Origin of the sequence: Exiguobacterium profundum, from assembly GCF_001909285.1 — a bacterium.
GTDB classification, from domain to species: domain Bacteria; phylum Bacillota; class Bacilli; order Exiguobacteriales; family Exiguobacteriaceae; genus Exiguobacterium; species Exiguobacterium profundum.
The window spans coordinates 719463-746212 of sequence record NZ_MRSV01000001.1 but is presented as its reverse complement, the minus strand read 5'-3'; the positions used below and the strand labels follow the sequence as shown (position 1 = coordinate 746212).

Here is a 26750-nt window from a genome sequence, read left to right as displayed (position 1 = left end):
AGAGAAAAAGATGACTCGACTGGAGCCATCTTTTTTTTATTAAATCCCGTCTGCCATCTCTTCTTTGAAACCGAAGAAATAAGTAAACAGGAAGCCTGCCGTATATGAAATCAATAGTCCGGCAATGTACGTCAAATACATGCCATTATCAATCAATGGTGTGAGCGATAGACCGGAAACACCAACCCCGAGCGCCGCTGTCTTCATTGTCGCTTGGAAGGCACCACCGACCGCGGCCCCCAGACACGCTGTCAAGAAGGGACGTCCGAGCGGAAGCGTGACACCATACAGGAGCGGTTCCCCGATTCCAAGGAAACCTACCGGAATGGCCCCTTTGATAATATTGCGAAGGCGTGGGTTGCGCGTCTTCACAAAGATTGCAAGCGCTGCACCGACTTGACCCGCCCCGGCCATCGCCAAGATTGGGAGAAGGGCCGTTGTTCCGACCGTGTTCAACAGTTCCAAATGGATTGGCGTCAAACCGTGATGCAATCCGACCATGACAAGCGGTAAGAAGAATCCGGCCAAGAGTGCCCCTGCGACAGGTCCCCCGAATTCAAGCGTCGCATTGATTCCTCGCATGATACCGTCTGACAATACGCCAGCGACCGGCATTATTGCATATAAAGCAGTAAATCCAACGATCAAGACTGTAAAGAGTGGTGTGAAAATAATATCAATGGATACCGGCATGAAGCGACGAATGTGCTTCTCGATATACGTCATGAGCCAACCGGCAAAAATAACACCGAATAATCCACCACGCCCGACGACGAGCGGCTCCCCATAAATGACGATGTCCGCGAGAAGCGGGTTGAACAGGATCCCCCCGGCAATCGCCCCGAGTACCGGCGTTCCTCCAAACTCTTTTGCCGTGTTCCAACCGACAAGGATGGCTAAGTACGCGAAGACCGTGCTACCGAGCACGAGTAGAATCTGCATCCATGTCTCCGTCCGGTCGACGCCGGCGTTGACGGCAAAGTTCGCTGCCCCGTTAATGATCCCCGATGCGACAAGTCCCGGAATGAGCGGAATGAAGATATTCCCGAGGCGACGAAGAAATCGTTTGAACGGTGACTTTTGTTTTTCTTTCACCTTCTTGCGTTCGATTGCCGCACGCTCCTCTAACGTCAGGTTCGCATCAACCGACTCTTCCCCGATTGCGAGCCCTGTCTCATGACTCATATAATCCGCGACCCGATTCACAGTACCTGGGCCGACGACGATTTGCAGCGTCTCATCATTGATGACACCCATGACCCCGTCAATCTTTTTCAATGCGTCAATGTCTGCCTTTGTTCCATCTTTCAGCGTCAGTCGAACACGTGTCATACAATGCGCGAGTTGACGGATGTTCTCTTTCCCCCCGACATGTGCGAGGATATCCCGTGCTAAAACCTCTTCTTTCTTCATCTCGATTTCCCCCTTATAGCGCCTCGCGGACGAATCCGTTCGCGCGCTCTAATCGTTTGACAGCCTCCTCATAAGAGACGTCCGCTAAAATCATGACAATCGCCGTTTTGACGTGCCCCTTGGATGAAGCAAAATAACGCGCGGCCATTTCCATGTTGACCCCTGTCGCTTCTGCAATCATCCGCTTGGCACGCACTTCTAGCTTTTCATTCGTCGGTTGCACATCAACCATCAAGTTTTGATACACTTTCCCTACTCCAATCATCGACGTCGTCGAAATCATGTTGAGGACAAGTTTCTGTGCTGTTCCCGCCTTCAATCTCGTTGAACCGGTCAGTACTTCCGGTCCCGTTTCCACTTCAATCGGGTAATCCGCATGTCGACTGATGACTGCATCGCGATTACATGAAATTGAAGCTGTTGTGGCACCGAGTTCTCGTGCGTAATCGAGACCTCCGACCACATATGGCGTTCGACCGCTCGCTGCAATCCCAACGACTGTATCCTCTGCCGTCAAATGAAGCGCTTTCAAATCTGTGACCGCCAATTCCTTACTGTCTTCTGCTCCCTCAACGGCTTGAATGAGCGCGCGTTCGCCGCCGGCAATCAGTCCGATGACTTGATTGGGTGATACTCCAAAAGTTGGCACACACTCCGCTGCGTCTAAAATCCCTAAACGTCCACTCGTGCCCGCACCGATATAAATCAGGCGACCGCCTTTACGAAAGGATGCGATGACTCGCTCCACGACTTTTGTGATGACCGGAAGTTGCTCTTGAATCACTTGAGGAACTTTATGATCCTCTGCATTCATAATCGCCAATCGTTCCTCAATCGACATCTCGTCCAGGTGCATCGTTCGTTCATTCCGTCTTTCTGTAGCCAGTTTATCTAGCATCGCCACCATCCTTTCTTCTCTATGATTTCATCGTACTATATTGAAATTTAAAGTCAATTTATAATTTAATTTTTATGAAATTTAATTTCAAATAAACTTTAAAGAAAAACTCACTCTGAACGAATGAGTCGTTTTTTCTTTACGTGCACGCGTGTTCCTTTATTCGTGATCGAATCCTTCTCATACACGTATCCGTTTCGCTCCCAAAATCGGCGAGCTCTAACATTATGAGGAAGCACGCCTAACCGAAACTCCATTTGATACGGGCGCATATATTGGTCTTCCAATTGTTCATACAACGTTTGCGCCAAACCTGTCCCATGGAGAGATTCTTCGACAACGAACAAACCAAGCCAAAGCGAGCCATCGATCGGATGTTTTTTTAAGAGGTCGGCGATTGCCACGATTCGCTCTTCTTCACGAAAAATCAGGCTAATGGTACCTTCTTCTTCAAAATCTGCCACGTTCTCGTCACGAAACATCTCGACTGTCTGTTCATTCAATCTTGCGAATGTGCGCAGGTCCATCAAAAAGCGTTGCAATTCTTGACGATCTTGAGCCGTATAAGGTTGAATCATCGGCGTAGTTTCACCATCTCATCACGGGCTTCTGCGTACCGATCAATCAACCCTTCTCCCTTCCGGTGGAGGAGTCCCATATATAACGTATCGACAATCGTCAATTGTGTCATCCGTGAGGCGATGCTCGCGATTCGGAAGTCGCTCTCGACGTTCGGTGTACAGAGTCGAACGTCCGCTTCTCGGTAAAGCGGTGATTTGTCGAGGTTAGTGATGGCGATGACCGGAACACGTTTCTTTTTCTCAATTCGGACGAGCTCGAGCACATCTTTCGTTCGTCCTGACGTGCTGATTGCGACGAATACATCAGACTTTCCTAAATGCGGGATCAGCGACAACATATAATGAAAATCGGGAGAGGTCGTGGCCGCATATCCCAGCTTCGTAAACTTATATTGCGCATCGATTGCCGCAGTCGAAGACCCACCGACCCCGTAAAAGATGACGCGGTTCGCGCGAGCGAACAGGTCCACTGCATGTTCAAGTTCTCGTTTATCCATCGCTTCGGCGCACGCCTCGATTGCCGCCTTGTTCACATGGATGACTTTTTTGAACGAGTCATACGGCGTGTCTTTTTGCTGGAGGACGTTAAAGTCCGTCAGCGTCGTCTCCGTGACAGCCAAGTCTTTCACGAGCGCAAGCTTGAACGCTTTAAAACTATCAATTCCGACGACTCGAGCGAAGCGAACGATACTCGCCTCGGACACATCCGTCTTTTGGGCAAGCTCTTTTGTCGTCATGTTTGGAATGAGTGTTGAATGGGACAAAATATAGTCGGCGATCTTCTTTTCGACCGCTGTCATATCCTCTTTCGCTAAATCAATTTTCGTAAGTAAGGATTCCATTTGGTCATCCCCTTCCTGCAACTGTTGTTCTTTTATGATAGCGGATTCCTTCCACATATTCCAATCACCTAAAAAGATCGAGCAGGCGCCCGATCTATAAGTTGTTCGTATTGAACGTGTCGCCACCTTGAATCGATCCGTTCTCAAACCCTCTCTCGAACCACCGCATGCGTTGTTCCGACGTCCCATGCGTGAACGAGTCTGGTGTCACATATCCACGTGCCTGACGCTGCAGCGTGTCATCGCCAATCTGATGCGCGGCATTCATCGCTTCTTCCACGTCTCCCGCTTCAAGATACCCTAACCCTTGCGCGTGATGGGCCCATACGCCCGCATAGTAATCTGCCTGCAACTCGAAGCGTACGAGATAGCGATTGAATTCGGTCTCGCTCATCTCGTTACGAAGCGGCATGATTTCTTCTGTCGTCCCGAGAAGCGTTTGGACATGATGCCCGACCTCATGGGCAACAACATAAGCCATCGCGAAATCCCCTGGTGCATTGAAACGTTGACTCAATTCATCATAAAAACTCAAATCGATATACAGTTTTTGGTCGCCGGGACAATAGAACGGACCCACAGCGGAGCCGGCAATACCACAAGCGGATTCAACCTGTCCGGAAAATAGAACGAGCGTCGGCTCTTCATAGGTCATCCCATTTTCAGCGAAGATGTCTGTCCACACTTCTTCCGTATCCTTTAAGACAACCGCTACGAAATCTGCCATCTCCTCTTCACGAGCCGTTCCGGTATACGTCCCCTCCGATTGAGGTTCCCCGAGTCCGATATTGTTGACGAGATCGGTCGGGCTTCCCCCGTTCAATAATGTAAAAACGATGACGAGAATCAACCCAAGACCGCCTCCGACCCCGGCAATCCCTTTCCCTCCGATGCTACGCCCACGTCGATCCTCGACGTTCCGGCTCTGTTGTCTTCCTTTCCACTTCATCCCGATTCCTCCTACATTCGCTCTGTCTTGTTTATTACCCCAAATCCGGTAAAAGTGAGCTCATGTTTCGAGGTAGATGAGAATTTTCTTTTCTAGAGGAAGGGGATTCTCTACAATGAAAGAGACTTCAGCAAAGGAGGAATGACCATGCCTTATGTAACTGTAAAAATGCTCCCGGGCCGTACCGTGGAACAAAAACGCGCGTTGATTGAAAAAGTGACGGATGCCGTCTCCGAAACGACGAATGCGCCAAAAGAAAACATCACCGTCTTCATCGAAGAGATGGATGCGACACATTACGGACAAGCCGGCGTCATGCACGCAGATAAGAAGTAAGTGACGAACGGACTCCTGATATGGAGTCCGTTTTTTGTTCTAGTCTTCTCGGTTCACGTCGAACCGTTCACTCGGTACGGTCGGCTTAATCAAGTGACGTGTCGCTCGCCAAATGTGGTAGCCGATACGGTCGAGCCAGAGCAATACTTGTACTTTTTGTATCGTCTGGTCCATCTCCAACTGATTCGCCGCCGTTTCTTCTAGCAGCTCCGAGCGATGTGCTTTCCGATATTCCGCCAGTTGTTTTGAGGCCTGTTTCCACAGCTTCGAATCCTCTGGTGGCGTATGATGATTCAGTTGATTCACAAGGTCAAGCTCATGCAATACGAGTTCTCGTGCCGCTAAAAAGTCGGTGTCCCGAAGTGCGTGGACCGGTTCGACTTCTCGCAAGACATATAACCAGCGTTCCAGATGATCGATCGTATGCAAGAGGGATAGATGTTGGCCATAATCATTTTGCTTTCCTTCATCTTCAAGACGTATCGTGCTCAAAAAGACACGGACATCACTCAACGTCTTGTCGACGAGCGTCAATTCATCTTCACGAAGACGTCCCTCTCGGACAAGCAATTCCGTCTCATTTCCTAAATATCGTTCGATTTCAAGTAAAGAGCGTCGTGTCGCTTCAAGAGCGACCGTCGGGAGTTGTGACATGTTTTTATCGAGCAGACGTGTCAATTTTTTGGAGCGACTCGGAATCCACTTCAGTAATCGCCGTGCGAACGTTTGATAAAATGGTAGGAATAAGATCACACCTAGTAGATGGAATGTCGTATGGAATAAGGCGAGACGTAATAAGTCGTTCCAGTTGAACCAATCGGCTACTCGATTGACGACCTCGAAGAGAACGGGGAACGTCAGCCATCCAATGAGGACGATTGACACGTGGTAGATGGCATGCCCCAATACAATGCGTCGGGCTGACTTCCAGCCTCCGATTGAACCGAGTGCCACGACGAGGCTCGTCCCCGCACTTTGACCAAGCACCAAATAAGCGGCTTGCGGGAGTGAAATCGCCGCCGTCGCGAGAGCCGTCATCGTTAGCACGAGTCCAATCGTCGATGACTGAAGGACGGCGGTCATCATAAATCCGATTCCAATCAGAAGTGCCTGATGCAGAACGGTCATCTCACCGGCCGAGCCAAACGAGAACGTGACGACATCCCGCATCGCTTCTTGAAGTGTCCCAATCCCAACAAAGATCAACCCGATACTGACGAGCAACAGTCCCACACGGCGAAGATGCGGACTGGATAGACGAAACGCCATCCCGATTCAAATGATCGGCAAAAACAACTGGCGCACGTCTAAGTTATAGCCGAGGATGGCAATGATCCATCCCGTCGTCGCGCTGCCTACGTTTGCGCCAATTACGAGAGGTAACGATTGCGTGAACGTGAGAAGCCCCGCGCTCACAAACCCAATCGTCATCAGTGTCGTCACCGAGGAAGATTGAAACAGGGTCGTCAGCATTGCGCCGAGAGTCGCCCCTGACAAAGAGCCGTCGGTGAATTGATTCAACCGATGACGCAATCGTGTACCAGCCCATTTTTTGAGCGTATCTGTCAGTAACGTCATCCCGAGTAAAAAAATCCCGATTCCACCAATCAGTGTCGCAATCTCCATCGTGTCACGCCCCTTTGCGTGTTTAATCGTCCTTCAATGTCGATAAAATCCACGATTTTTCATTCGCATAATCTTTTAAATTCAACAACACATCTTCCGGATAATAAATTTTTTCATCCGATTGTCTCGAGTTCAAAATCGACTGGACGAGCATCGAGACCTCTGAAATCTCTTTTCGCTCCCCGTCATTCATCTGTAGATAAATCCCCTCGTATTTGCCTTGTCCTTTATATAAATCGTATGGCAATTGACTCAATTGATCTTCAAGCAGATAGTATGTTGGTGGAAGCCCGATCGTCTCCATCGTCTGTCGCAAGCGCTCCATATAACGGACACGATTCGCTTCCGGGAAGTTCTTATATTTTAATAATCGGCGATTCACGAATCGACTCGCCAAATCGGCTAGAATCGCGTCGTCTTCTTCCATCCATTCTTGGAAATAGAAGTAGACGACCGTCTCATCCAATTTCAAATATTGTTCGAGTGACATACCGGTGCGTTCAAAGATCGGCAAAAAGTGTTTCGGCGTCATGTTAAACTCATAGCCACTCTCATAGAGCTCCTGTGCCCGCTCAAGAATCGCTTTCAAGAGGAGATCGCTCGACCGTGTCGCCGGATGAAGGTACACTTGCCAATACATTTGATAGCGACGCATAATATAGTCTTCAATCGTATGCATCCCAGACTGCTTGACCACGACTTGGTCTTCATCCGGACGCAAGACGCGCAACATGCGTTCTAAATCAAACTTTCCATAACTGACACCCGCAAAGTGAGCGTCGCGTAACAAATAGTCCATCCGGTCGACATCAAGCTGTGAGCTGAGCATATTGACGATCAAGCGATTCGGATGCGTCTTATTGATGATAGAGGCCACTTCTTCGGCAAACCCGACACCCATCTCAGATAAAACCCTATTTACTTCGGTTTCCCCTAAAATGATGCGCTCCGTCCACACTTCATGACGAACGGAAAAGACGTGCTCGAACGCGTGCGAGAATGGACCGTGTCCGACATCGTGCAAGAGCGCTGCTGCCAACAGTAGTTCACGGTCGCGGTCGTCCCATTCCGGATACTGTTGGAACTGATCGATTAACTGGCGTGCGATTTCATATACGCCGAGCGAGTGATGAAATCGCGTGTGCTCCGCGCCAAAAAAAAACAAAAAAGACGTTCCAAGTTGTTTGATACGACGCAAACGCTGAAATTCTTTCGTATTGATCAACTCCCAAATGAGGTGATCGTAAACATAAATATATCGATGTACCGGATCCTTAAATACTTTCGATCCAGATAGTTGTCCTCGAGACGAGTACATGACATGCCCTCCTACGTTTCGTTATGTTCTAGATTCGACTTCAAACGAATCGTTCCCTCCATGCTATAATGAGGAGGAAAATTTTTTGTGAAAAAAAATTAAAAAATATGATCCATCCATTATTACGACAACCGAGCTATCGCATCATCGATCAGTCGAGTCTTGGCACGATGTTTCAAGCGGAACAATCGTTTGCGACTGATGATACGTTATGTGCGTCAACGCAAGAACGAGGTGCCGTCTTGCGGGCATGGGTGCACACCGATACGATTGTACTCGGAATCCAGGATGCTCGGCTGCCTCATTTGAAAGAGGGAATTCGTTACTTACATGAACATGGATTCCGTCCCGTCGTCCGAAACTCAGGCGGTTTAGCCGTGGTGCTAGACGATGACGTCCTCAACCTTTCTTTAATTTTACCAGAGAAGGACGGGATTCAAATCGACAGCGGCTATGAGGCTATGACCTCGCTCATCCAACACATGTTCCAAGACGTCACGAATGACATCGTCCCAGGTGAAGTCGTCGGCTCATACTGTCCTGGAAGTTTCGACTTGTCGATCGACGGCAAAAAGTTCGCTGGGATTTCGCAACGACGCGTCCGTGGCGGTGTCGCCGTTCAAATTTACTTGAGCGTAAGACAGAGCGGGAGCGCACGTGCTGAAATCATCCGTGACTTTTACAACCTTGCCATTCAAGGAGAAGTGACAAAATTCACGTACCCTACCATTGTACCGGAAACGATGGCTTCGCTTGAAGACTTGCTTGGAATCCCGCTTACCGTGCAAGATGTCCTCACTCGAGCCTACCGCGTTCTTTCCACTGTCAGTTCGCTCCAAAACGCGACACTGACGGCAGACGAGCAAACGATGTTTGCAAGTCAGCTCGAACGCATGTGGAAACGGAATGAGCCGTTACGCGACATTGAACAACAATTAACAGAGGAGTGATTCATCCAATGTTTAAACTGATCACAGACACCGGAGCCGATTTGACACACGATCAAATCATCGAATACGGTCTTGAAATTTTACCGCTCGGTGTCATCATCGACAACGAAGAATTTTTAGACGGCGAAACGATTCAACCGAAAGAAGTATACGATGCGATGCGTCAGGGTAAGACGCCAAAGACGTTCCAAATCGAGGCGTCACGAATCGAACACTGTTTCCGTCAGCATCTCGAGGCTGAAATCCCGTTCTTATATCTTGCTTTCTCCGGAGAACTCTCCGGTACATACCAAACCGCTGTCATGGTCGGCGAAATGTTGAAAGAGGAATACCCAGACAGTACATTCACGGTTCTTGATACACGGACCGCCTCTGTCGGACAGGCATTGTTCGTCAAAACGGTCGCAGCGTATAGCCAAGACCATACGTATGAAGAAACGGTCGAGTATGCCACTTCGCTCGTCGGCAAAGTCCGCCACTTGTTCACGGTCGAATCGCTCGAATATTTGATGCGGGGCGGACGTGTCTCGAAGGCGAGTGCTTTCATCGGAGACTTGTTGACGATTTTACCGTTATTGACGGTTGAGGACGGCAAGCTCGTCCCGATTGAAAAGGTGCGTGGTCATAAAAAGGTCATGCGCCGGATGGTCGAATGGACAGTCGAATCGAAGTCGATCGTCGAGAACGGAGACCTCTTCATCGGTCATGGTGACGACCTAGAAAAAGCCGAACAGTTCGAGAAGTTGGTCCGCGAACATCTCGAACCGAAGCACATCACGAAGACACTGGTCGGGTCTGCCATCGGTGCCCACACCGGTCCCGGTCTACTCGTCATCGCCTATTTCGAGGCATGAAAAAATGAGCTCTCCCGATTTTCGGGCGAGCTCATTTTCGTTTAGCGATTCCAGTTTTTAAATCCATCACCGAACTGCGCGTAATTTTCGTCTTGGAATACACCGTCCACAAATTTCGGTACATCTACCGGCAACTTCCCTTGTGGCTTCACTTCACCGAAGATGGCACGAATGCCTGCCGGTAAGTTCGGACCAGCCGACTTCAAGTTGCCCGCCTCCGAATCTGGACCGTTCGGATCGCCTTTGAATCCATAGATTAAGAGATGTGCGGGGGCATCCGGTTGAACGGCAATGTCGTATGGGTTGCGCAAACTGAGTAAAACCGATTGTTTCCCTGTCTCATTTGCATAACGGAACACTTCGGCCGGTACATAATGATCAGCTGATGTCGGTTTTAATTTCGCGCTGTTGTTCACGTTCGAACCGACGATGATATAGTCAGCCGCCTCAACTTGTTGCCGTAGTGCCGGATTTTGATTTAGATGCGGCGTTGATGCTGAGTAGTTGGCCGTGATGACGTTCACGTCTTTCATATTCCCTGCATTCTTTTCTAGTGACTTGATTGTTTTCACCATGCTATCCGTTTGGTCTTTCGCTGGCGACAAGACGAGCACCGTGTCTCCTTTTTTTGTTTTTAATGGGAGCGTCTTCTTCTCGTTCTTCACGAGAGTGACGGCCGCCTCCGCGATTTCACGTTCCTTCGCTTTATGCTCAGCGCTTCCTACCGTGGCATTCGCTTCTGCGAGCTTCATCTCGAGCGTCGTGGAGTCCGTCGTTTCTCCCCAAATTCCACGCTCCGCTTTCAGTTTTAAAATGCGTTCCACTGATTCATCGATGGTCGCCTCCGATAAACGTCCATCCTTCACTGCCGCAATGACTTCCTCAAAGATTGCTTCGAGTTTGATCACATCTGCTTCCGAGCGTAAAATCGTCGGCATGAGCGCGATGTCGACCCCTGCTTCGAACGTCTTGATGACCGCCTCTGCTTCCGTAAAATTGTCTGCGATGGCTTGCATGTTGAGTGCGTCGGTCACCACGATTCCTTCATATCCGAGTTCCTCACGAAGCACTCCCGTGATGACATCATCCGAAAGCGTCGCCGGGAGTGGGAACGTGCCGCGTTCTGATTCGACGACCTCGTCCTCGATTTGTGGCATCCCGATATGCGCCGTCATGATCATGTCGATCCCTTCTGTGATGGCACGTTTGAACGGTAACAACTCGAGACCACGCAACTCGTCGAGTGATTTATCGACAACCGGTAACCCATAATGCGAGTCGACAGCCGTATCGCCATGACCTGGGAAATGTTTCGCCGTTGCTGCAACACCTTGGTCTTGAATACCTTGTGTCATCGCGGAACCGAGTTCCCCGACTAGTTCAGGGTCGCTCGAGAACGAACGGACGCCGATGACCGGATTCCCCGGATTGTTGTTGACGTCAAGTACCGGTCCGAAGTTCACGTTTACCCCGAGTGCGTTCAATTCAGAACCGATGATTTCCCCTGCATCATAGGCATATTGACTGTTACGTGTGGCCCCGAGTGCCATATTCCCCGGTAAATTCGTTCCCGTCCCAAGTCGTGTCACAATCCCACCTTCTTGGTCGATCGTGACGAATAACGGGACATCATTGCTGGCATCTTGTTTCACGACTTCTTGCAAATCATGAACGAGTTTCGTCGTCTGTTCCGTTTCCTTCACGTTCTCCGCAAACAATATCACTCCACCGAGATCGAAACGATCGATGACACGCGCCACTTCCGGTGCAAGAGATGTATGGTTCGCCCCGTTCCATAATCGGAAGTCCGGCATGATCATCTGCCCGATTTTTTGTTCGAGCGTCATCGACTCTAGCTGCGTGTTGACGCGCTGGTCAATCGACATCGTCGGCGTCCCTTCCGCCACGACCGCGTCTGCTGCTGGAACCGACGAGACGAGCAATGCCGTCGTCAATCCGAGTGTTGCCGTCCAATTCAGTGCCTTGTTCATGTTCCCACTCCCCTTAGTCAAATTTGGCTGACCCCCAAACGAAAAGGCATGGAGGAAGAAGCGTTGCCTCATCAACGCTCGTTCACCCCATGCCTGATCGCATCAGTTACATTTGGTCCTTATTCAGGTGGTCAACAACAGTATAGCAACTCCACTTTTTTTAAACAATTGTTCAAGTGAAAGCGTAACCATTTTGAAACAATGTTTCTGTTTTGATACACAGTGAACTGTATTGGCAAAACCAATAATTTCTGTGGTTCGTTTTTGATTCGTTTTTTGGTAAACTCAATTCGATACAGAAAAAAAAACAAAAAGGGGGAAATTATTGTGGCAAGAGGGGAACTGAAACGTAAGCCGGAATGGTTAAAGATTAAATTAAACACGAATGATACGTATACCGGCCTAAAGAAGAAAATGCGCGAGAAAAATTTACATACGGTATGTGAGGAAGCGAAATGTCCGAACATTCATGAATGTTGGGCGGTACGTCGGACCGCAACCTTCATGATTCTTGGAAGTATCTGTACACGTGCTTGCCGTTTTTGTGCCGTCACGACTGGGAAACCGAACGAGCTCGATTGGGAAGAGCCAAAGCGTGTCGCCGAATCGGTTCGACTTATGAACTTGAAACACGTCGTCATCACGGCTGTCGCGCGTGACGACTTGAACGATTACGGGGCTACTGTCTTCGCAGAAACGGTTCGCGCGGTTCGCGCCATGAACCCGGAGACATCGATTGAGGTGCTCCCGTCAGACATGATGGGTGACTTCTCTGCCTTGCAGACGTTGATCGATGCGGGTCCTGACATCATGAACCATAACTTAGAGACAGTCCGTCGCCTCACACCGAGAGTCCGTGCGAAAGCAACATATGACCGCACGCTCGAGTTCTTGAAGCGTTCGAAAGAATTGAACCCAGATATCCCGACGAAGTCATCGATCATGGTTGGGCTTGGGGAGACGAAAGAGGAATTGATTGAAGCGATGGATGACCTCCGCGCGCACAACGTCGACATCTTAACGCTCGGTCAATACTTGCAGCCGACGAAGAAACACCTCGAGGTGGAACGTTACTACCATCCGGACGAGTTCGCCGAGTTGAAAGAGATTGCTCTATCAAAAGGATTCTCACATTGTGAGGCAGGTCCACTCGTCCGTTCGTCATACCACGCGGATGAACAAGTACACAAGGCGCGTCGCCACACGATGTTGCCAATCGACTAACAGAAAGAAGAGAGATTATGACTGGTACGACGTGGCACTTACTTAGAACTGAATCGACTTCACCGGCTAAAAATATGGCGATTGATGAAGCCATCGCCAATTGGGTCGCAAAGGGAGAACTCAAACCGACGCTTCGTTTTTATTCATGGGCACCTCATGCAATCAGCGTCGGACGTTTCCAGCGAGCGACGCGTGACTTGGATCGGGACGCCCTCAAAGCGAACAATATTCCGGTCGTTCGTCGCTTAACAGGGGGACGTGCCGTGTTGCATGCGGATGAGTTGACGTATAGCGTCATCTTGCCCGAATCGACCCCTGCCCTCCCGACGAATATCATCGAGAGCTATCGCCTACTCACGGAAGGGGTTCGTCGCGGATATCACGAACTCGGCGTCCCCGCCGAATTTTCGGTGCCATTGACGGAAGAGGATCGCGAAGCGCTCCGCAAACCAAAATCGGCCGTCTGCTTCGATGCTGCTTCATACTATGAGCTTGCTGTCGACGGGAAGAAGATTGCGGGTAGCGCACAAGTGCGCCACCAAGGGGCCGTACTTCAACATGGTTCGATTCCTCTCTCCGTCGATGATGAGGTGTTGTTTGACTGTTTCGCGATGGATGAGACGGAGAAACACGAAGCCAAAACACGCTTCAGCGAAAAAGCCGTCGCCTTGAACGACACGTTAAATCGTTTCGTTTCCTTTGACGAAGTAGCGGACGCATTCGAGACCGGCTTCAAGGACGCTTTTTCGTTGACGTTCGAACCGCTTGTCTTCACGAAAGAACAGCAAGCCGAAATCGATTTGCTCGTCCAGAAGTACGAGAGTGATGAATGGGTCTGGAAACGCTAAAAAGATTGTCCCTTTTCATCAGGGACAATCTTTTTTTATGCCGCATTCGCTCGGCGCAACAGATGGCGCACTTCTCGGAACGTGACGAATGTTTTGTTGTTCGCATCATACAATTTGTAGCGTAACGATTTCAAACTTGAAAACAGTCCGATTGTCGTCGCCCGTTGTAACGGCGGTGTCGACGTATGTGCTTTTTCTAGATGGTAGTTCGGCACGCGTGGACTCAGATGGTGGACATGATGGAATCCGATATTACCCGTCACCCATTGAAGCACTTTCGGCAACTCGTAATACGAGCTTCCTTCGATGGCCGCCTTTACATAATCCCATTCCTGCTCATCTTCAAAATAGGAATCTTCGAACGTATGCTGAACATAGAACAACCAAATTCCGAGCACACCGGCGATGAACATCGTCGTTCCTTGTACAATCAAGAACGCTTGCCAACCGATCAGATAGATGAGCGCGCTATATAGGACGACGAGAGAAATATTGATGAGATACGTATTTTGTCGTTCTTTTTTCCGCGCGTCCTTTCGGTTGAAACGACTCGTGACGAGAATAAGCCAAAGTGGTCCGAGACCGAACATAACGAGCGGATGACGATATAGGCGATACTTTAGACGAGTCCATTTTGACGCTTCGATATACTCCTCAATCGTCATGACCCAGATGTCGCCGACACCCCGTTTATCCAAATTCCCACTCGATGCATGATGAATCGCATGCTCTCGTTTCCACTTCTCGTATGGAAATAACGTCAAGACCCCTGTAATGGTTCCGACAATCGCGTTCGCTTTCTTATTTTTAAAGAATGAACCGTGTGTGCAGTCATGGAAGATGATGAACATCCGCACGACAAATCCTGCTGCAATCAACGTGAACGGCAATGTCAGGAAAATCGAGACACTTAGTAGTTGGTACGCTAAAAACCACGATACGAGAAACGGTAAAATCGTATTGATCATCTGCCGCACACTGATCCGAATATCGGACTTTTCAAACGGCGAGACGTGCTTTCTTAATTGGGCAATCTTTTCTTTACTCATAACAACCTCCTTGAATTCAACAGAAAAACAACGCAAAAATATAGATAAAACCAACAACCAACGTTGTTCAATGTGAATTCATGGATCGGAAGTATTCCCTATCAAGAATTAACACTAGGTCATTATATCACGTATAAAACTTATGTGGTGAAAAAAAAGAAAAAAGACTCGCCCCTATCTTTAGAGACAAGTCTAACTGATTCATTGTTGCGTATAGATGGAAACCGAGCCACCGTTGACGAAGAACTCGCCCCAACCGTCCGCATTGATCGTCACGAGACGTCCGTTATTTCCTGTCATGTCTTTCCACACTTCCCCTGCATTCTGTTTTCCGACATACATCCATTTCGCCCCGCCTGGTCCGTCCGATAAAATCGTTGCAAGACCAGACTTCGCACGGTCCGTCACTCCTTCACGTGTCCATCCGATGACGTCTTGGTGATTGATGTAATCATGTTGTGTGCCGTAGGCGAAATCTTTACGCGCTTTCAAAATGGGTTGAAGCGACGCTGACATATTCGGTATTTCACGGTTCGTCGTCCCTTTCGTTCCATAATAATCTCCGTAGAATAGTGCTGGATACCCTTGACCACGTGTCATGATGGTCGCGTAGGCAAGCGGTTTGAACCAATTCGCGACTGTTGACTCAAGTGACTGTCCTGGTTGCGAATCATGATTGTCGACAATCGTCACAGCGAGTGTTGGGTGCTGCTCGACGACCGTACCTTTTAAAATGTTCCGCATGTCATAGTAACCGCCACCATTCCCTGCCGCTTGGAAATTGTAATGGAGTGGTACATCGAATACGGAATGAGTGTAGCCCGTCTTGGCCAAGTAATCATTGATGGCCCCTAAGTCATTCTTCCAATACTCCGCAACAGTGAACATCTCTTTTCCGGTTGCCTGACGAACACTCGTCACCCATTCCTTTAAGTATGAATGATTGATATGCTTCACCGCATCCAGTCGGAAGCCGTCCAATCCAAGCGAATCCGCGTACCATTTCCCCCAGTTTTTCATCTCCTGACGTACTTCCGGATGCTCAAAATCGACATCGGCGTACATCAAGTAGTCATAGTTCCCGTTCTCACCCGACACTTCACTATCCCATGCCTTACCCGTACTCTTGAATTTGTAGATTCGGCTCAGACTTCGTGATTGATCCCAGTCGGTCCCATCAAAATGATACCAACGCCACTTGAACGGCGAGTATGTATTGTTCCGTCCAGCAAAATTGAATCCAGTCCAGGCAGAAATGGCATATTCCCCAGACGTCTCTTGATTCCGGTTAGAAGGATTGACCTCGACAGCTTGAACGGATTCGGTATAATCCGCTCCGCCTTTATGGTTCATGACGACATCCCCATATACGCCAATCCCTTTCCCGCGTAAGTTGGAGATGGCCGATTGTAGCTGCGCTTTTGTTCCATACTTTGTCCGAGTCGTTCCTTTTTGATTAAATTCTCCAAGGTCATACAGATCATACGCCCCGTATCCAACATCATTTTGTGATGTCCCTTTATACGCTGGTGGGATCCAAACGGTCGAGATCCCGATATCTTTTAAGTGCTGCGAATCGTTCGAGAGTCGGTTCCAGTGTTGGCCATCGTTTGGAACATACCATTCAAAGTATTGCATCATCGTACCGTTCTGTGGGGTCACTGCCTGTGCGACCGGTTGCCCCGAAAGCAGTGCAATCGATGTCACTCCAGCTAGGACAGCAATCCCTTGTCGTTTCTTCAACATCCTTCATTCCTCCTCAAATAGTTAATGAAAGCGCTTGCATTAATTATTGTGAATGATTTTTAATTTGTTGCATAAATAGACACTAAAAAACAGTTCTCTCTCCCTAACTATTTCTCATTCGAATAGTTCAGTCGAACGAAACAAAGACGGATGGCTTGTGCCATCCGCCTAGTCATCTTTCCCGGCTAATTCGTTTGCGTTTGAAACGGTAGCCGATGTACGGAAGTCCTGTAAACACGAGACCGATTGTCACGAGTAGTTGAATCCCAATCAATATTGTCTCGACAACGGTTGGCCAATCAAACTGAAACAACGAACAGATTGCAATCCATAAAATACCTAGGATGAGCGCAGCTCTTCCCATCTGACGCTCCATGTCATGATATTTTTCTTTTTTTGTTTCGACATCCGAGTAAATCGGCTTGGCATCTCGATCTCCTTTGAAAATATGAATCTCATCCCCGGTTGATGTGACATGTTCCCACCCGCTCGACGCAAACAGGTCAAAGTAGTCTTCGTCTGGACGAGTACGATAGTCCAAACTATACTGAACGTCTTCCGGTTCCCCTTCAACGAGCGTGTATCCTAGCGGGGCAAACTTCTTCAAATGCCATCCCTTGGCCGCCATTCGTTCTAGTTTCCGCATCTCACGCTCTTCAGCAAACGCCAATCCCCAGCTCGACATATACTTTTGTCTCATCTTGATCCCTCCATATCCAAAATGGCACAGGCATCTTCGACCATCGCCTGTCGTCTCTTCACATCATCCGTTAAAATCGAGCGGCCTTTATTCGTGATTCGATAGTTCTTTTTCTTTCCGTCCCCATCCATCGGTTCAATCAGTTCGGCGTTCAACAACTTTTTGATAATCGTATACATCGAAGCCGGACCAATTTGCATTCGCCCTCGCGTGGTCTCTTCGACAAATTGCATGACTAAATAGCCATGACGCGGCGTCGTGAGAGCCAACAGAATATAAAACATACTATCCGTCAGTTCCCCTAACTCTAATGAGTCCGTTCGCGGCATCTTTCCACCTCCTATATCATTGAATGATATATTTCTTATACTCAATATATATCGTTAAATGATATATGTCAATAAATGAAATAAAAAAAGCCGCACCCTTTTAGGTATGCGACTTCAAGATAAACGGTTTTAACTAGTGACATAGTCTAAATCATGCAAGATATACGCCAGGAAGAAAATCATGCTTGGATTCTCATATCGCATCTGGACTTTACGGAGCTGCTCGCGATACGTGACCTCATACTCGGCCCCGTTCATCTTCCGCTCCATGTTCATCTTGATGAGCGCATCAAGCTTGTCCATCATATCGACGAGCATTCCCTCATACGTATCGTCTTTCGAGTCAGCCATATATCGACGGAACGCCGGTTGCATATACTCAGGCAACAGTCCAAGCAGACGTTCACTTTCCGCTCGCTCGTATGCCTCAAACGCAGCCCCCGTCTCTTGCGTCGAATGTTTGACTGGACCGAGCACGTCTCCGGTCACCCCTTCAACTAAATCGTGACAGAGAAGACGAGCCACGAGTTCGGCGACATCGACATCGACGTCGTACTTCTCACGCTCTAAGAGCCCACTGAACATACCGAGCGCGGCAGCCCGGAAACCATGAATCGCATCGTTGTCGTCAATCGTGTTAAAGCGACCTTTCCAGCGACGGACACTATCCATCCGCATGACGTTCTCGATGAATCGCAACACATCCGTTTCTGCCTCGACCTGGTCGAACAGCCAGCGGACCGAATCAATCGGATGATGTCGGAGTGCGGCTTTCATCTCTTCTAGCTTGTCATCAAAGTGCGGAGAGCCGTGCGCGACTTCTCGTCGCACGAACAACATCGCATCGAACGAATCAATTCCGTCCACGATTCGACCTTCGAACGAATCATCTTCCGCTTCCACCACGAAACGATGAAAGTGAGGACGTAATGATTGCGACAGCAACTCGACAAGACCGAGACTCGCTGTTCGTTCCATACGCTCGATGTGACCGATCAAGGTCGGTTCTTTTTTTTTCCGGTGCATGATCGGGCCCGTCTGGACTTCATTCATGTCGTGGAAAATGGCTTTCCCGAGTAAATCGAGCAAATCGACTTCACGTCCGTTCTCTTTTTCCACATAAGCCGCGATCAAGCTAAAGACCGCGACACGAAAGCTATGACTCGCTGCGTTATCATGATAATGGGGGGCATATTCATCCCACCGTTGCACGTTTTGCATACGTGTCATCTTTCGGATAAACGTTCCGTTATGCATGGTTTCACTCCTTACGATAATCGTTCAAATACATCGTCATGACAGACGACATATAACATGTCTGTTTCCTGAAGCGGCAAATCGAGCATCGTCGCCACATCCAAGCGGTCATTGACCGCGATGAGTGTCACCCCTGATTCAAGTAACGCTGTATTTGCTTGTCGAACATTCTGCCACTCGACTTTTGGTTTCAACGCTTGAATGTTCCCACCTGACTGTTTGCTCAACAACTGACGGAAAATTGCTGTCGTTCCAGGTTGTAACGTCGCTTTTGCCATCAAGAGGGAGACCGAGTCGTTCGCTAAAATAAAATCGTCGACGCGGACGTGTTTAAATTTCGAGATATTTCTTTCTTCACACACTTCGACGACCGTGTGCAAGTCCACCTGATACTCAGAAGAGAGTGCCTCGACCGCTGACGCGATTAATAACGACTTCCCATCGGCGAGTAACGTCTCCGTGATACGGGCATCCGCAAAAATCGCGACGCGTCGCGCCTTCAAGACGTTTGCTTGCAGCAATACCGCTTCATCCGAAGCATCGCCTGATACGAAGTGAACTTGATCGTGCACGTACGGTTCCTCAACTAACTGATCAATCAATACGATCTCTGCTTTCGGTTCGTAGTTAAGCACTTCATCGATTGCTTTCTTCGTCTTCGGGGACCACCCGATATACACATAATGTCCTTCTCCACGATACACTAGTCTTCCCTCCCGTTTTAGCCGTTGAAACGTCGCACCGATTTCAACCAATTTTCCAATCAACGCCCCGATAATCCCAATCCCGAATAGGAATAAGAATATCCCGAGCCATCGCCCTGCCACGGAGGACGGATAAAAGTCCCCGTATCCGACGGTCGTCAATGTCGTCATCGTCCACCAGAACGAATCAAACAGTGATCCGAATGTCTCTGGTTCTAAAACATAACCGAGCACGGTTCCTAAGATAATGATGCCAATCGAAGCTAAGACGACATTCAAAAATGATAATTTCGCTAACCCTTTCCACACACGAAATAAGATATGCACTGTTTCCCCCTCCTTCTCTCTTATATACTAAACGTAACCACAAAAAGATTCACGAAACCATTTTGATGGTGATTCCAAAAAAGAAGAAAAAAGGAAGGACTGACTTATGAACTCCATCGTCTTAGAGTATCGTCTCTATAAAAATGAATTATCGTTCGAACCACTATACCATTACACGTCTCTCGGCTTAGACGAAGTGCTAGCTCGTCGTGAATGTGAGTTTTTCGTCAAAGACGGCATGACCTACAAACAACGCTCGTCTGCCCTTGAAGGCGATCAATACTTTTTAATTTATGTCGATCGCTATACAGAGGGACCGATGGACAAGCACGAAACGAGCGACATCAAAGTCGAAATCCGCACGCTAGACGACCGGTTTGACAACCCATTACTCGAAGCCTATTACGTCGACCGCCACCTTGATGCACTCGCCATGCTCGGAAGCCAGTACTTGTATGTCGCCGGTAAAGAATATGAGCGCGATTCAGCAGAAACAGATGAAGATCGTGGTGTGTATGTTATCTACGTCACACCGACTGGTTATGAATTGGAGGAATCAACATGAAGACAAGCAAGAAAATTTTAAGCGGACTATCCGTTGCGGTATTGACCACTTCCCTTGCCGCGTGCGGTGGGGATGAATATGAAGAGGCGGCACTCCCGGAAGAACCGACCGGATACGAATGTGACGATTGGGACTGGGATGACGAGACCGAGTCGTATTATTGTGACGACGACCGCTCTCCGCACTATGGTAGCTACTTCTTACTCGGTAGCCTATTCCGCTCAAAAAATGCGTTGAAGAGCTCTTCGTCGTATAAGACGTACAAAGCCAACGGTGGTGCGACCGGTGCCGTATCGAACGGCTCAAATTCAGGATCGTCAAAATCTGGACTCGGCAGTGGCTCTAAAGGTGGATTCGGCGGATGACGCGTGACGAACTTTACAGTCAAATCCCTTATTTTTGGCCCGATTTAAACGATGAAGAATATGCCTTATATGATTGTTTTGAGATGACCGCCTCGCAGGTTGCCTCTATCCGAGAGGCAACCGAGGCGGTTGACTCGATTTTTCGGAAGACGAATCAATTATTACGCACCCTACCTGACGAAACGCTCCGACTGCTTGGTTACCCTGAGGCGAGTCTGCAGTTCTTACGGGAGAAGACGATACCGCAGGAGACGATCATCGGTCGTTACGACTGGATCATGAAAGATGATCAACTCAAGTTGATGGAGTTCAATGCAGATACGCCGACCTTCATTAAGGAGCTGTTTGATGTGAACGGCGTGGTCGCTTCCGAGTTTGGTCTACTCGACCCGAACAGGGAAGCCACCCCCCAACTGAAAATTGAGCTGCGGAAAGCGATCGTCGCCGCGTGGAATCGACTCAAACGAGAAGGCACACCGAAAATCGTTTTTACGGCACATGATGATAACATCGAAGACAAGTGGACGGCACGATTTTTACAAGAAACGCTCGACGTACCGTCTGAATTCGTACCGTTGCACACTTTACTCGTCGACGAAGACGGCGTCTACACACCATCGGGTGAGCGAATTGACATCTTATATCGCCAAACATATCCGATTGAGCACCTTGTGGACGACCGGGCTCCAGACGGAGACTTAATTGGCATTCGGTTACTTGAACTCGATCAACAAAAATACGTGTCACTGCTCAATCCCCTCTCTGCGTTTCTCATGCAATCGAAAGGCGTACAGGCGCTGATTTGGGAATTGTATGAGACCGAGACACTATTCGATCAAGCCGAGCGCGACATCATCGGAACATATTTTTTACCGACTTACTTAGAAGACACACCGTTTCTCGGTGAATCGGACTATGTCAAAAAGCCGGCATTCGGACGTGAAGGGGACTCCGTCATCTTGTATACGAAAGATGGTCAACCGTTTCATCGCGAAACATTACAGACGTATGCGGAAGAAACGGCCGTGTACCAACAGTTCATCGAACTCCCGACACGGATGACGACAACCGTCAAAGGTCGTATGGAGACACATTACATGGTCGGATGTTTTTGCTTGAACGGACACCCATCCGCACTCGGTGTCCGCGCCGGCAGCATGATCACGAACAACCAATCTTATTACTTAGCCGTTGGCACACCTATACAAAAGGAGACGAACTCATGACATTCATCACACTCGATTCAATCTTAAGCTTCCTGGCCCACCTCGGGACAGGATTCGGTCTCATTCTCGCGGGACTCATCATCTTCGCACTAACGACCAAATATTCGGAACGCAAGTTAATCAAAGAAGGCAACATGGCTGTCGCGTTGAAACTTTGGGGGAAAGCACTAGGACTCGCCATCGTCATTTATACAGTCTGGGCGAACAGCGTCAACTTGCTCGATGCGTTCATCTGGGGACTCGTCGGTATCGCCGCCCAAGTATTGGCGTTCTGGACGTTTGAATACATCCTTACACCAGGCGTGAATTTAGAAAAAGAAGTCGAGAATGGCAACATGGCCATCGGTTTCAGCTTGTTCGCCGCATCACTCGTCGTCGGGATCATCGTCGCCGCGAGCTTGACGTACTAATCAAACACCCCATGCACGCATTTGCGAAGCATGGGGTGTTCGTATTTATAAAAGTCAGGAGGAACAATCATGTCGAAGCGAATCATCTTACTCACAATCGTTTCCGGTCTCATCATCGTAGCCATCGCAGTCGGTGTCGGACTTTACACCTACACTAACATTCAGGCTGGTGACTCATAAGAAAATGCCGAAAAAGAAATGAATCGTTATATGACGACGAACAATTGGTATACGTTTGAAATTCATAATATGGAACAGTCCGTTCTCTCTTTTTACACAAATGAAGACCGCTCCGTCATCGGTCTAGCTGAGATTGATGTCGAAACAGGGAACTTAGGGTCTGTCACGAAACAAACAGAGCCGAATCAGCCTTTTGATTTCGTTATCCTTCGAGTTGAAGACATGGAGTACATCGGTGTTCACCTTAAAGAGCGACCGGAAGATGTCGTCTATTTACGGTTAAACGGTGACGATGTCTCAAAAGATTTTCTTGTAAACGATCCCGAAATTGAAAGCTACACCATGACATATGTCATTGAAACAACACAACCGTCAGATGGTTCGTGGTCACTTGAAACATTGGATGCCAACAAACAAGTCATACATTCAAGTAAACTTACGGAATAACCTATATTGTGCATCAAGACGACTTTTTCCAGTCGTCTTTTTTAGTTGGTCGCAAGAACTCCAGACGGTCCGAAAAATTCATATCGTGCCTGTGGAATAGCGCGAACGACCGTTTCCATCATCGCATTCGGTCCGCACGTATAAACATCATGCCCTTCCACATCAAGTTCCTCAAGGTGTGACTTATTCATGCAACCCGATACGTCATCTGCATGTGTGAGCAGATGAAGCCCTTCCTTCACGAGTTCATCGAGTTCGTCTCCGAGTGGACGAAGGTCCATACTCCGAACCGCGTGCAATAACGTGACAGGACGTCCTTGTTCGAGTGCCGTCTTCGCCATGTTGAAGAGGGGCGTAATCCCGATTCCTCCCGCGATGAGTGTGAGCGGACGTTCAGACGTTTCAAGGATGAATTCTCCTGCTGGTGCGCTCATCGGGACTTCTGTTCCGACCGTCTGCTCATGAAGCCAGTTTGAGACGAGTCCCTCCGCTTTCGGCGCAATCCAGTAGCCGTCCTCTGTCGTCTCGATGACACTATATTGACGATGATGTAGGATGTCCTCTCCTGCAATGCGCGCTTGAACCGAGACATATTGTCCTGGGATGGCTGTGCCAATAACTCCATCTTTCGCGACGAGACGGAATCGTTTCACTTCAGGTGTATCTACTATGATTTCTTCGATGACGAACGGTTTGAATCCGACCCATGGCGCGTCATCATACATTTTTTTCTCGAGTGAGATGAAGACATCGGCAATCACACCGTAAGCTTTTGCCCATGCATCGATGATGTCAGGTGTTGCAGCTTCACCGAGTACGTCTTGAATCGCCGCAAGCAAGTTCTCACCAACGATCGGATAATGCTCCGGGCGGATGTTCAAACTTTTATGTTTATGAAGTGCTGGTTGGATGGCAGGAAGAATCGCTTCGAGTCGGTCGATATGAAGCGCAGCCGCATAGACCGCGTTCGCGAGTGCTTCCGGCTGACGTCCTCGCTTTTGGTTCGTATGGTTGAAGAAGTGACGAACTTCTGGATTTTGTTCAAACATTCGTTGATAAAAATGCTTCGTGATCGTCACACCATTTTCTTTCAAAACTGGTGCCGTCGCCTTTACAATCTCAATCGTTTGTTGATCTAACATGTGAATTTCCCCCTTTTGTTTTGTACACGTTCATTATGTGAGTCAAGTCACTTTAAAGCAATATATTAAATACTTGTTTAAAGTAGATTTCACGTTTCTGACTTATTTTCGCCATCACCCTTTCACATTTGTTCGAATCGCACTTTTTTTTATTGTCTTGTACAATGAAACGAGAGGTGATGATGGATGAGACTCACGCAAACATGTGACTACGCACTGCGAACGTTGATGTATAGCGCTACGTTTTCACATCGGCTCGTCACGATTCAAGAAGTGGCAGACCAATATAACATCTCCAAAAACCATGTCATGAAGGTCGTATATGAGCTTGGGAAACATGGTTATTTGGAATCGGTGCGTGGTCGAGGCGGCGGCTTTCGACTCGCACGACCGATGGATGACATCAATGTAGGGGAAGTCGTTCGGACGATGGAACCGTTCGAACTCGTGGAATGCTTCGGGGAAGGCCGATGCGTCATCGCACCTGCCTGTGATTTACGAGGTGTTTTGAATGAAGCCATGTTGGCGTTTCTTCATGTACTCGATCGTTACACGATTGCGGATCTCGTCGTCAACCGAACGAACGAACTCGCCATGTTATTAGGCGTACAAAACCCGACGGACTGAAATGGTCCGTCGGGTTTTCCGCTTACAAAGACTTTAGTTTTGATTCGATTTCTGCTCGCTTTGACTCAAGAAACGGAGGCAAGGCTAATCGCTCTCCGAGTCTCTCAAGCGGTTCATCCATCGCAAATCCCGGTTCATCTGTTGCCAGTTCCACTAAGATTCCGCTCGGTTCGCGGAAGTAAATCGACTGAAAATAGTAACGGTCAATAAGACCAGAGTGGCTGATTCCATGTGCGTCAAGCTTCTCGATCCACTTCGTCATATCGTCTGTTTCTTCCACTCGAATCGCCACATGATGCACACTCCCTCGCCCTGGTCGTTCCGATGGCAAATCCGGCCGATCGACGAGATGAATCTCTGTTGCCACACCACCCTCGCCCGTCTCAAAGACACGCACGTCATGTCCATCCCGTTCAAATGTCGTTACATATCGATAGCCAAGCACTTCTGTCAGCACCCGTGCCGTCTTGTCAATCCGCCGTACCGTCCACTCACTGAATCCGAGACCGAAGATGCCGAGGTCCGTTGGCACTGGACCTTTGCTCCAAGGTGTCCCACTCCCTCCTTCTACAAGACAGAGACGTTGACCCTCATGATCTTCGAACGAAAGGGTCGCCCTTCCTAAAACCAACTCGATTTCTCCGTAAGATACATCGAAAGCGTCAAAACGCTCCTGCCAGTACGCGAGCGCTCCATCCGGCACCCTGAGTGCTGTCCGAGAAATACTGCTTGACCCTCGATACGTCTGTCCGAGAAACGGTAACTCAAAGAACGTCAAATCGGTTCCAGGCGTACCCGTCTCGTCTGCATAGAACAAGTGATACATCGATGGGTCATCCTGGTTAACCGTCTTTTTGACGAGCCGCATCCCTAGTATTTCCCTGTAGAATCGCAAGTTCTTCTTAGCATCCCCGGTCATCGCTGACACGTGATGTTGTCCACTAATCACCTTCATCCCTCATCTCCCCTTTCGACTATATCGTTATTGTATCATCCCCAAATGAGTAAAGTCCTCTTTACATTATGTAAAGTTTGTTTTACACTAGTGGTAGAAACTAGAAATGAGGTGGCACGATGCCATTGATCAACCGCGTGAAAGAACTGCGTGCCCGGCACCAGTTAACCCAAGGAGACCTGGCCGAAAAAGTTGGTGTGACGAGACAGACGATCATCTCGCTCGAGAAAGGCAGCTACACGCCGTCGCTCATGCTGGCGATGCACATCGCAAGGGTGTTTGAGGAACCGGTCGAATCTATATTCACAATCGAGGAGGAATCACAATGAAACATGTCGTCATTCAATCTATTTCAAGTATCATCCTGTATGTCCTGATGGCTTTTCTATTCAGTTCGTTTTTATCTGATATGTCGAAAACAGTCATCGAGTCTGACCGATTCTTAGTTGAATTTAATCTACTTCCACTACTTTTACTCGTTGTTTTTGGCATCGTTTGGACAGTCTATTCGTTTAACACCCGGCCGAATAAACAGTTGAGCTTTGCCCAATGGTCCGTCCGGATGACAGAGTTCAGTGAGGTCGATGAGCGTGAACAAATCATCACAGCGAAAGCGACAAAAGCTGCCTACGTCTCGTTCGGCATTTCAGTCCCAATCCTTATGGGATCGTTCATGTTCTATCCGTTATTTGAAGAGACGCTCCCTGCCTATCCAATATACGCCCTTGCTTCTACATTGATCATCGCGACACTCGTTTATATGACGACCTGGATTCGCGTCTATCGACATTAAGGAATTCATCACGAATTCCTTTTTTTGTGTCTATTTTTCATCGATTCGGCTATCATGATTGCCAATTCTATTACACCGTGTTTATATATAACTAAATG

Annotated in this window: 28 protein-coding genes and 1 pseudogene; 13 read left to right on the top strand and 16 right to left on the bottom strand. The window is 48.5% G+C overall.

Annotated elements, in window-relative coordinates; translation table 11 throughout:
* Positions 1 to 39: 39 nt before the first annotated feature.
* From BBB58_RS04050 to ypfJ, 5 genes are all read right to left on the bottom strand, one after another.
* Positions 40 to 1413 carry a PTS transporter subunit EIIC gene (locus BBB58_RS04050; protein ID WP_031422144.1) on the bottom strand — a complete coding sequence of 458 codons (1374 nt, stop codon included), beginning with the start codon at positions 1411 to 1413 and terminating at the stop codon, positions 40 to 42.
* A 13-nt stretch (positions 1414 to 1426) separates the two neighbouring features.
* Positions 1427 to 2320, bottom strand: coding sequence for an N-acetylmuramic acid 6-phosphate etherase (gene murQ, locus BBB58_RS04045; RefSeq protein WP_074035613.1), 894 nt, complete (start codon positions 2318 to 2320; stop codon positions 1427 to 1429).
* A gap of 101 nt (positions 2321 to 2421) precedes the next feature.
* Positions 2422 to 2889: a GNAT family N-acetyltransferase gene (locus tag BBB58_RS04040; protein ID WP_074035611.1), complete on the bottom strand. Its 468-nt coding sequence runs from the start codon at positions 2887 to 2889 to the stop codon at positions 2422 to 2424.
* A complete protein-coding gene (locus tag BBB58_RS04035; RefSeq protein WP_074037872.1) occupies positions 2886 to 3734 on the bottom strand; it encodes a MurR/RpiR family transcriptional regulator in 849 nt (282 codons plus the stop codon). Before BBB58_RS04035 ends, BBB58_RS04040 begins: the two co-directional genes overlap by 4 nt.
* A gap of 94 nt (positions 3735 to 3828) precedes the next feature.
* The gene (gene ypfJ / locus BBB58_RS04030; protein WP_031422139.1) at positions 3829 to 4683 is read right to left on the bottom strand and encodes a KPN_02809 family neutral zinc metallopeptidase; all 855 of its coding nucleotides are present in this window, start codon (positions 4681 to 4683) and stop codon (positions 3829 to 3831) included.
* A 147-nt stretch (positions 4684 to 4830) separates the two neighbouring features.
* On the opposite strand from ypfJ, the gene thmT reads away from it, so the two are divergent.
* Positions 4831 to 5019 (top strand): 2-hydroxymuconate tautomerase, encoded by a 189-nt coding sequence (gene thmT / locus BBB58_RS04025; protein WP_012727443.1) that lies wholly within the window; start codon positions 4831 to 4833, stop codon positions 5017 to 5019.
* A gap of 39 nt (positions 5020 to 5058) precedes the next feature.
* Here the strand turns inward: thmT and BBB58_RS04020 are convergent.
* Together BBB58_RS04020 and BBB58_RS04015 are read right to left on the bottom strand one after the other, a co-directional pair.
* Positions 5059 to 6645, bottom strand: a pseudogene (locus tag BBB58_RS04020) (Na/Pi cotransporter family protein).
* A gap of 22 nt (positions 6646 to 6667) precedes the next feature.
* Positions 6668 to 7963, bottom strand: a complete 1296-nt coding sequence (locus BBB58_RS04015; protein WP_074035609.1) for an HD domain-containing protein — start codon at positions 7961 to 7963, stop codon at positions 6668 to 6670.
* A gap of 107 nt (positions 7964 to 8070) precedes the next feature.
* Between BBB58_RS04015 and BBB58_RS04010 the strand changes: the two genes are divergently transcribed.
* Both BBB58_RS04010 and BBB58_RS04005 read left to right on the top strand, forming a co-directional pair.
* On the top strand, positions 8071 to 8913 hold the full coding sequence (locus tag BBB58_RS04010; RefSeq protein ID WP_074035607.1) for a lipoate--protein ligase family protein: 843 nt from the start codon (positions 8071 to 8073) through the stop codon (positions 8911 to 8913).
* Positions 8914 to 8921: 8 nt separating this feature from the next.
* Positions 8922 to 9767 (top strand): DegV family protein, encoded by an 846-nt coding sequence (locus BBB58_RS04005; RefSeq protein ID WP_074035605.1) that lies wholly within the window; start codon positions 8922 to 8924, stop codon positions 9765 to 9767.
* A gap of 41 nt (positions 9768 to 9808) precedes the next feature.
* On the opposite strand, the gene BBB58_RS04000 is transcribed toward BBB58_RS04005, so the two are convergent.
* Complete coding sequence (locus BBB58_RS04000; protein ID WP_074035603.1) at positions 9809 to 11758, bottom strand: glycoside hydrolase family 3 protein; 1950 nt, start codon at positions 11756 to 11758, stop codon at positions 9809 to 9811.
* 288 nt (positions 11759 to 12046) lie between these two features.
* Here BBB58_RS04000 and lipA point away from each other — a divergent pair, with 288 nt between their 5' ends.
* The gene (lipA, locus tag BBB58_RS03995; RefSeq protein WP_074037871.1) at positions 12047 to 12982 is read left to right on the top strand and encodes a lipoyl synthase; all 936 of its coding nucleotides are present in this window, start codon (positions 12047 to 12049) and stop codon (positions 12980 to 12982) included.
* A gap of 17 nt (positions 12983 to 12999) precedes the next feature.
* Complete coding sequence (locus BBB58_RS03990) at positions 13000 to 13830, top strand: lipoate--protein ligase family protein (RefSeq protein ID WP_074035601.1); 831 nt, start codon at positions 13000 to 13002, stop codon at positions 13828 to 13830.
* A gap of 35 nt (positions 13831 to 13865) precedes the next feature.
* Here BBB58_RS03990 and desA read toward each other — a convergent pair whose 3' ends face one another.
* From desA to BBB58_RS03960, 6 genes are all read right to left on the bottom strand, one after another.
* Positions 13866 to 14879 carry a Delta(5) desaturase DesA gene (gene desA, locus BBB58_RS03985; protein WP_074035599.1) on the bottom strand — a complete coding sequence of 338 codons (1014 nt, stop codon included), beginning with the start codon at positions 14877 to 14879 and terminating at the stop codon, positions 13866 to 13868.
* 201 nt (positions 14880 to 15080) lie between these two features.
* Positions 15081 to 16622, bottom strand: coding sequence for an alpha-amylase (gene amyS / locus BBB58_RS03980; protein ID WP_439097892.1), 1542 nt, complete (start codon positions 16620 to 16622; stop codon positions 15081 to 15083).
* 175 nt (positions 16623 to 16797) lie between these two features.
* The gene (locus BBB58_RS03975; protein ID WP_074035595.1) at positions 16798 to 17325 is read right to left on the bottom strand and encodes a DUF2812 domain-containing protein; all 528 of its coding nucleotides are present in this window, start codon (positions 17323 to 17325) and stop codon (positions 16798 to 16800) included.
* On the bottom strand, positions 17322 to 17654 hold the full coding sequence (locus BBB58_RS03970; RefSeq protein WP_012727454.1) for a PadR family transcriptional regulator: 333 nt from the start codon (positions 17652 to 17654) through the stop codon (positions 17322 to 17324). Before BBB58_RS03970 ends, BBB58_RS03975 begins: the two co-directional genes overlap by 4 nt.
* Before the next feature lie 129 nt (positions 17655 to 17783).
* Positions 17784 to 18911: a YfbR-like 5'-deoxynucleotidase gene (locus BBB58_RS03965; RefSeq protein ID WP_074035593.1), complete on the bottom strand. Its 1128-nt coding sequence runs from the start codon at positions 18909 to 18911 to the stop codon at positions 17784 to 17786.
* Between the two features lie 11 nt (positions 18912 to 18922).
* On the bottom strand, positions 18923 to 19942 hold the full coding sequence (locus tag BBB58_RS03960) for an ion channel (RefSeq protein ID WP_031422116.1): 1020 nt from the start codon (positions 19940 to 19942) through the stop codon (positions 18923 to 18925).
* Between the two features lie 106 nt (positions 19943 to 20048).
* Here BBB58_RS03960 and BBB58_RS03955 point away from each other — a divergent pair, with 106 nt between their 5' ends.
* The 5 genes from BBB58_RS03955 to BBB58_RS03935 all read left to right on the top strand — a co-directional run bounded on the left by BBB58_RS03955 (position 20049) and on the right by BBB58_RS03935 (position 23135).
* Positions 20049 to 20507 carry a hypothetical protein gene (locus tag BBB58_RS03955; protein WP_012727457.1) on the top strand — a complete coding sequence of 153 codons (459 nt, stop codon included), beginning with the start codon at positions 20049 to 20051 and terminating at the stop codon, positions 20505 to 20507.
* Complete coding sequence (locus tag BBB58_RS03950) at positions 20504 to 20872, top strand: hypothetical protein (protein WP_012727458.1); 369 nt, start codon at positions 20504 to 20506, stop codon at positions 20870 to 20872. Before BBB58_RS03955 ends, BBB58_RS03950 begins: the two co-directional genes overlap by 4 nt.
* On the top strand, positions 20869 to 22098 hold the full coding sequence (locus BBB58_RS03945) for a glutathionylspermidine synthase family protein (protein WP_074035591.1): 1230 nt from the start codon (positions 20869 to 20871) through the stop codon (positions 22096 to 22098). Before BBB58_RS03950 ends, BBB58_RS03945 begins: the two co-directional genes overlap by 4 nt.
* Entirely contained in the window at positions 22095 to 22508 is a 414-nt protein-coding gene (locus BBB58_RS03940) for a DUF350 domain-containing protein (RefSeq protein ID WP_012727460.1), read from the top strand. Before BBB58_RS03945 ends, BBB58_RS03940 begins: the two co-directional genes overlap by 4 nt.
* Before the next feature lie 210 nt (positions 22509 to 22718).
* Positions 22719 to 23135: a hypothetical protein gene (locus BBB58_RS03935; RefSeq protein ID WP_143180220.1), complete on the top strand. Its 417-nt coding sequence runs from the start codon at positions 22719 to 22721 to the stop codon at positions 23133 to 23135.
* Positions 23136 to 23176: 41 nt separating this feature from the next.
* Here the strand turns inward: BBB58_RS03935 and BBB58_RS03930 are convergent, their stop codons facing one another.
* Positions 23177 to 24277 (bottom strand): globin domain-containing protein, encoded by a 1101-nt coding sequence (locus BBB58_RS03930; protein WP_012727462.1) that lies wholly within the window; start codon positions 24275 to 24277, stop codon positions 23177 to 23179.
* A gap of 186 nt (positions 24278 to 24463) precedes the next feature.
* Here BBB58_RS03930 and BBB58_RS03925 point away from each other — a divergent pair, with 186 nt between their 5' ends.
* Positions 24464 to 24904 carry an RrF2 family transcriptional regulator gene (locus BBB58_RS03925; protein WP_012727463.1) on the top strand — a complete coding sequence of 147 codons (441 nt, stop codon included), beginning with the start codon at positions 24464 to 24466 and terminating at the stop codon, positions 24902 to 24904.
* Between the two features lie 22 nt (positions 24905 to 24926).
* Here the strand turns inward: BBB58_RS03925 and BBB58_RS03920 are convergent, their stop codons facing one another.
* On the bottom strand, positions 24927 to 25859 hold the full coding sequence (locus tag BBB58_RS03920) for a ring-cleaving dioxygenase (protein ID WP_074035587.1): 933 nt from the start codon (positions 25857 to 25859) through the stop codon (positions 24927 to 24929).
* Between the two features lie 119 nt (positions 25860 to 25978).
* Here BBB58_RS03920 and BBB58_RS03915 point away from each other — a divergent pair, with 119 nt between their 5' ends.
* Positions 25979 to 26188, top strand: a complete 210-nt coding sequence (locus BBB58_RS03915; protein WP_012727465.1) for a helix-turn-helix transcriptional regulator — start codon at positions 25979 to 25981, stop codon at positions 26186 to 26188.
* On the top strand, positions 26185 to 26652 hold the full coding sequence (locus BBB58_RS03910; RefSeq protein WP_074035585.1) for a hypothetical protein: 468 nt from the start codon (positions 26185 to 26187) through the stop codon (positions 26650 to 26652). Before BBB58_RS03915 ends, BBB58_RS03910 begins: the two co-directional genes overlap by 4 nt.
* Positions 26653 to 26750: the final 98 nt, after the last annotated feature.

Excerpts from the sequence above, each read along its gene's own strand:
- BBB58_RS04050 (WP_031422144.1), bottom strand. The coding sequence starts at position 1,413 with ATGAAGAAAGAAGAGGTTTTAGCACGGGATATCCTCGCACATGTCGGG.
- murQ (WP_074035613.1), bottom strand. The coding sequence starts at position 2,320 with ATGGTGGCGATGCTAGATAAACTGGCTACAGAAAGACGGAATGAACGA.
- BBB58_RS04040 (WP_074035611.1), bottom strand. The coding sequence starts at position 2,889 with ATGATTCAACCTTATACGGCTCAAGATCGTCAAGAATTGCAACGCTTT.
- BBB58_RS04035 (WP_074037872.1), bottom strand. The coding sequence starts at position 3,734 with ATGGAATCCTTACTTACGAAAATTGATTTAGCGAAAGAGGATATGACA.
- ypfJ (WP_031422139.1), bottom strand. The coding sequence starts at position 4,683 with ATGAAGTGGAAAGGAAGACAACAGAGCCGGAACGTCGAGGATCGACGT.
- thmT (WP_012727443.1), top strand. The coding sequence starts at position 4,831 with ATGCCTTATGTAACTGTAAAAATGCTCCCGGGCCGTACCGTGGAACAA.
- BBB58_RS04015 (WP_074035609.1), bottom strand. The coding sequence starts at position 7,963 with ATGTACTCGTCTCGAGGACAACTATCTGGATCGAAAGTATTTAAGGAT.
- BBB58_RS04010 (WP_074035607.1), top strand. The coding sequence starts at position 8,071 with ATGATCCATCCATTATTACGACAACCGAGCTATCGCATCATCGATCAG.
- BBB58_RS04005 (WP_074035605.1), top strand. The coding sequence starts at position 8,922 with ATGTTTAAACTGATCACAGACACCGGAGCCGATTTGACACACGATCAA.
- BBB58_RS04000 (WP_074035603.1), bottom strand. The coding sequence starts at position 11,758 with ATGAACAAGGCACTGAATTGGACGGCAACACTCGGATTGACGACGGCA.
- BBB58_RS03990 (WP_074035601.1), top strand. The coding sequence starts at position 13,000 with ATGACTGGTACGACGTGGCACTTACTTAGAACTGAATCGACTTCACCG.
- desA (WP_074035599.1), bottom strand. The coding sequence starts at position 14,879 with ATGAGTAAAGAAAAGATTGCCCAATTAAGAAAGCACGTCTCGCCGTTT.
- BBB58_RS03975 (WP_074035595.1), bottom strand. The coding sequence starts at position 17,325 with ATGAGACAAAAGTATATGTCGAGCTGGGGATTGGCGTTTGCTGAAGAG.
- BBB58_RS03970 (WP_012727454.1), bottom strand. The coding sequence starts at position 17,654 with ATGCCGCGAACGGACTCATTAGAGTTAGGGGAACTGACGGATAGTATG.
- BBB58_RS03965 (WP_074035593.1), bottom strand. The coding sequence starts at position 18,911 with ATGCATAACGGAACGTTTATCCGAAAGATGACACGTATGCAAAACGTG.
- BBB58_RS03955 (WP_012727457.1), top strand. The coding sequence starts at position 20,049 with ATGAACTCCATCGTCTTAGAGTATCGTCTCTATAAAAATGAATTATCG.
- BBB58_RS03950 (WP_012727458.1), top strand. The coding sequence starts at position 20,504 with ATGAAGACAAGCAAGAAAATTTTAAGCGGACTATCCGTTGCGGTATTG.
- BBB58_RS03945 (WP_074035591.1), top strand. The coding sequence starts at position 20,869 with ATGACGCGTGACGAACTTTACAGTCAAATCCCTTATTTTTGGCCCGAT.
- BBB58_RS03940 (WP_012727460.1), top strand. The coding sequence starts at position 22,095 with ATGACATTCATCACACTCGATTCAATCTTAAGCTTCCTGGCCCACCTC.
- BBB58_RS03935 (WP_143180220.1), top strand. The coding sequence starts at position 22,719 with ATGACGACGAACAATTGGTATACGTTTGAAATTCATAATATGGAACAG.
- BBB58_RS03930 (WP_012727462.1), bottom strand. The coding sequence starts at position 24,277 with ATGTTAGATCAACAAACGATTGAGATTGTAAAGGCGACGGCACCAGTT.
- BBB58_RS03925 (WP_012727463.1), top strand. The coding sequence starts at position 24,464 with ATGAGACTCACGCAAACATGTGACTACGCACTGCGAACGTTGATGTAT.
- BBB58_RS03920 (WP_074035587.1), bottom strand. The coding sequence starts at position 25,859 with ATGAAGGTGATTAGTGGACAACATCACGTGTCAGCGATGACCGGGGAT.
- BBB58_RS03915 (WP_012727465.1), top strand. The coding sequence starts at position 25,979 with ATGCCATTGATCAACCGCGTGAAAGAACTGCGTGCCCGGCACCAGTTA.
- BBB58_RS03910 (WP_074035585.1), top strand. The coding sequence starts at position 26,185 with ATGAAACATGTCGTCATTCAATCTATTTCAAGTATCATCCTGTATGTC.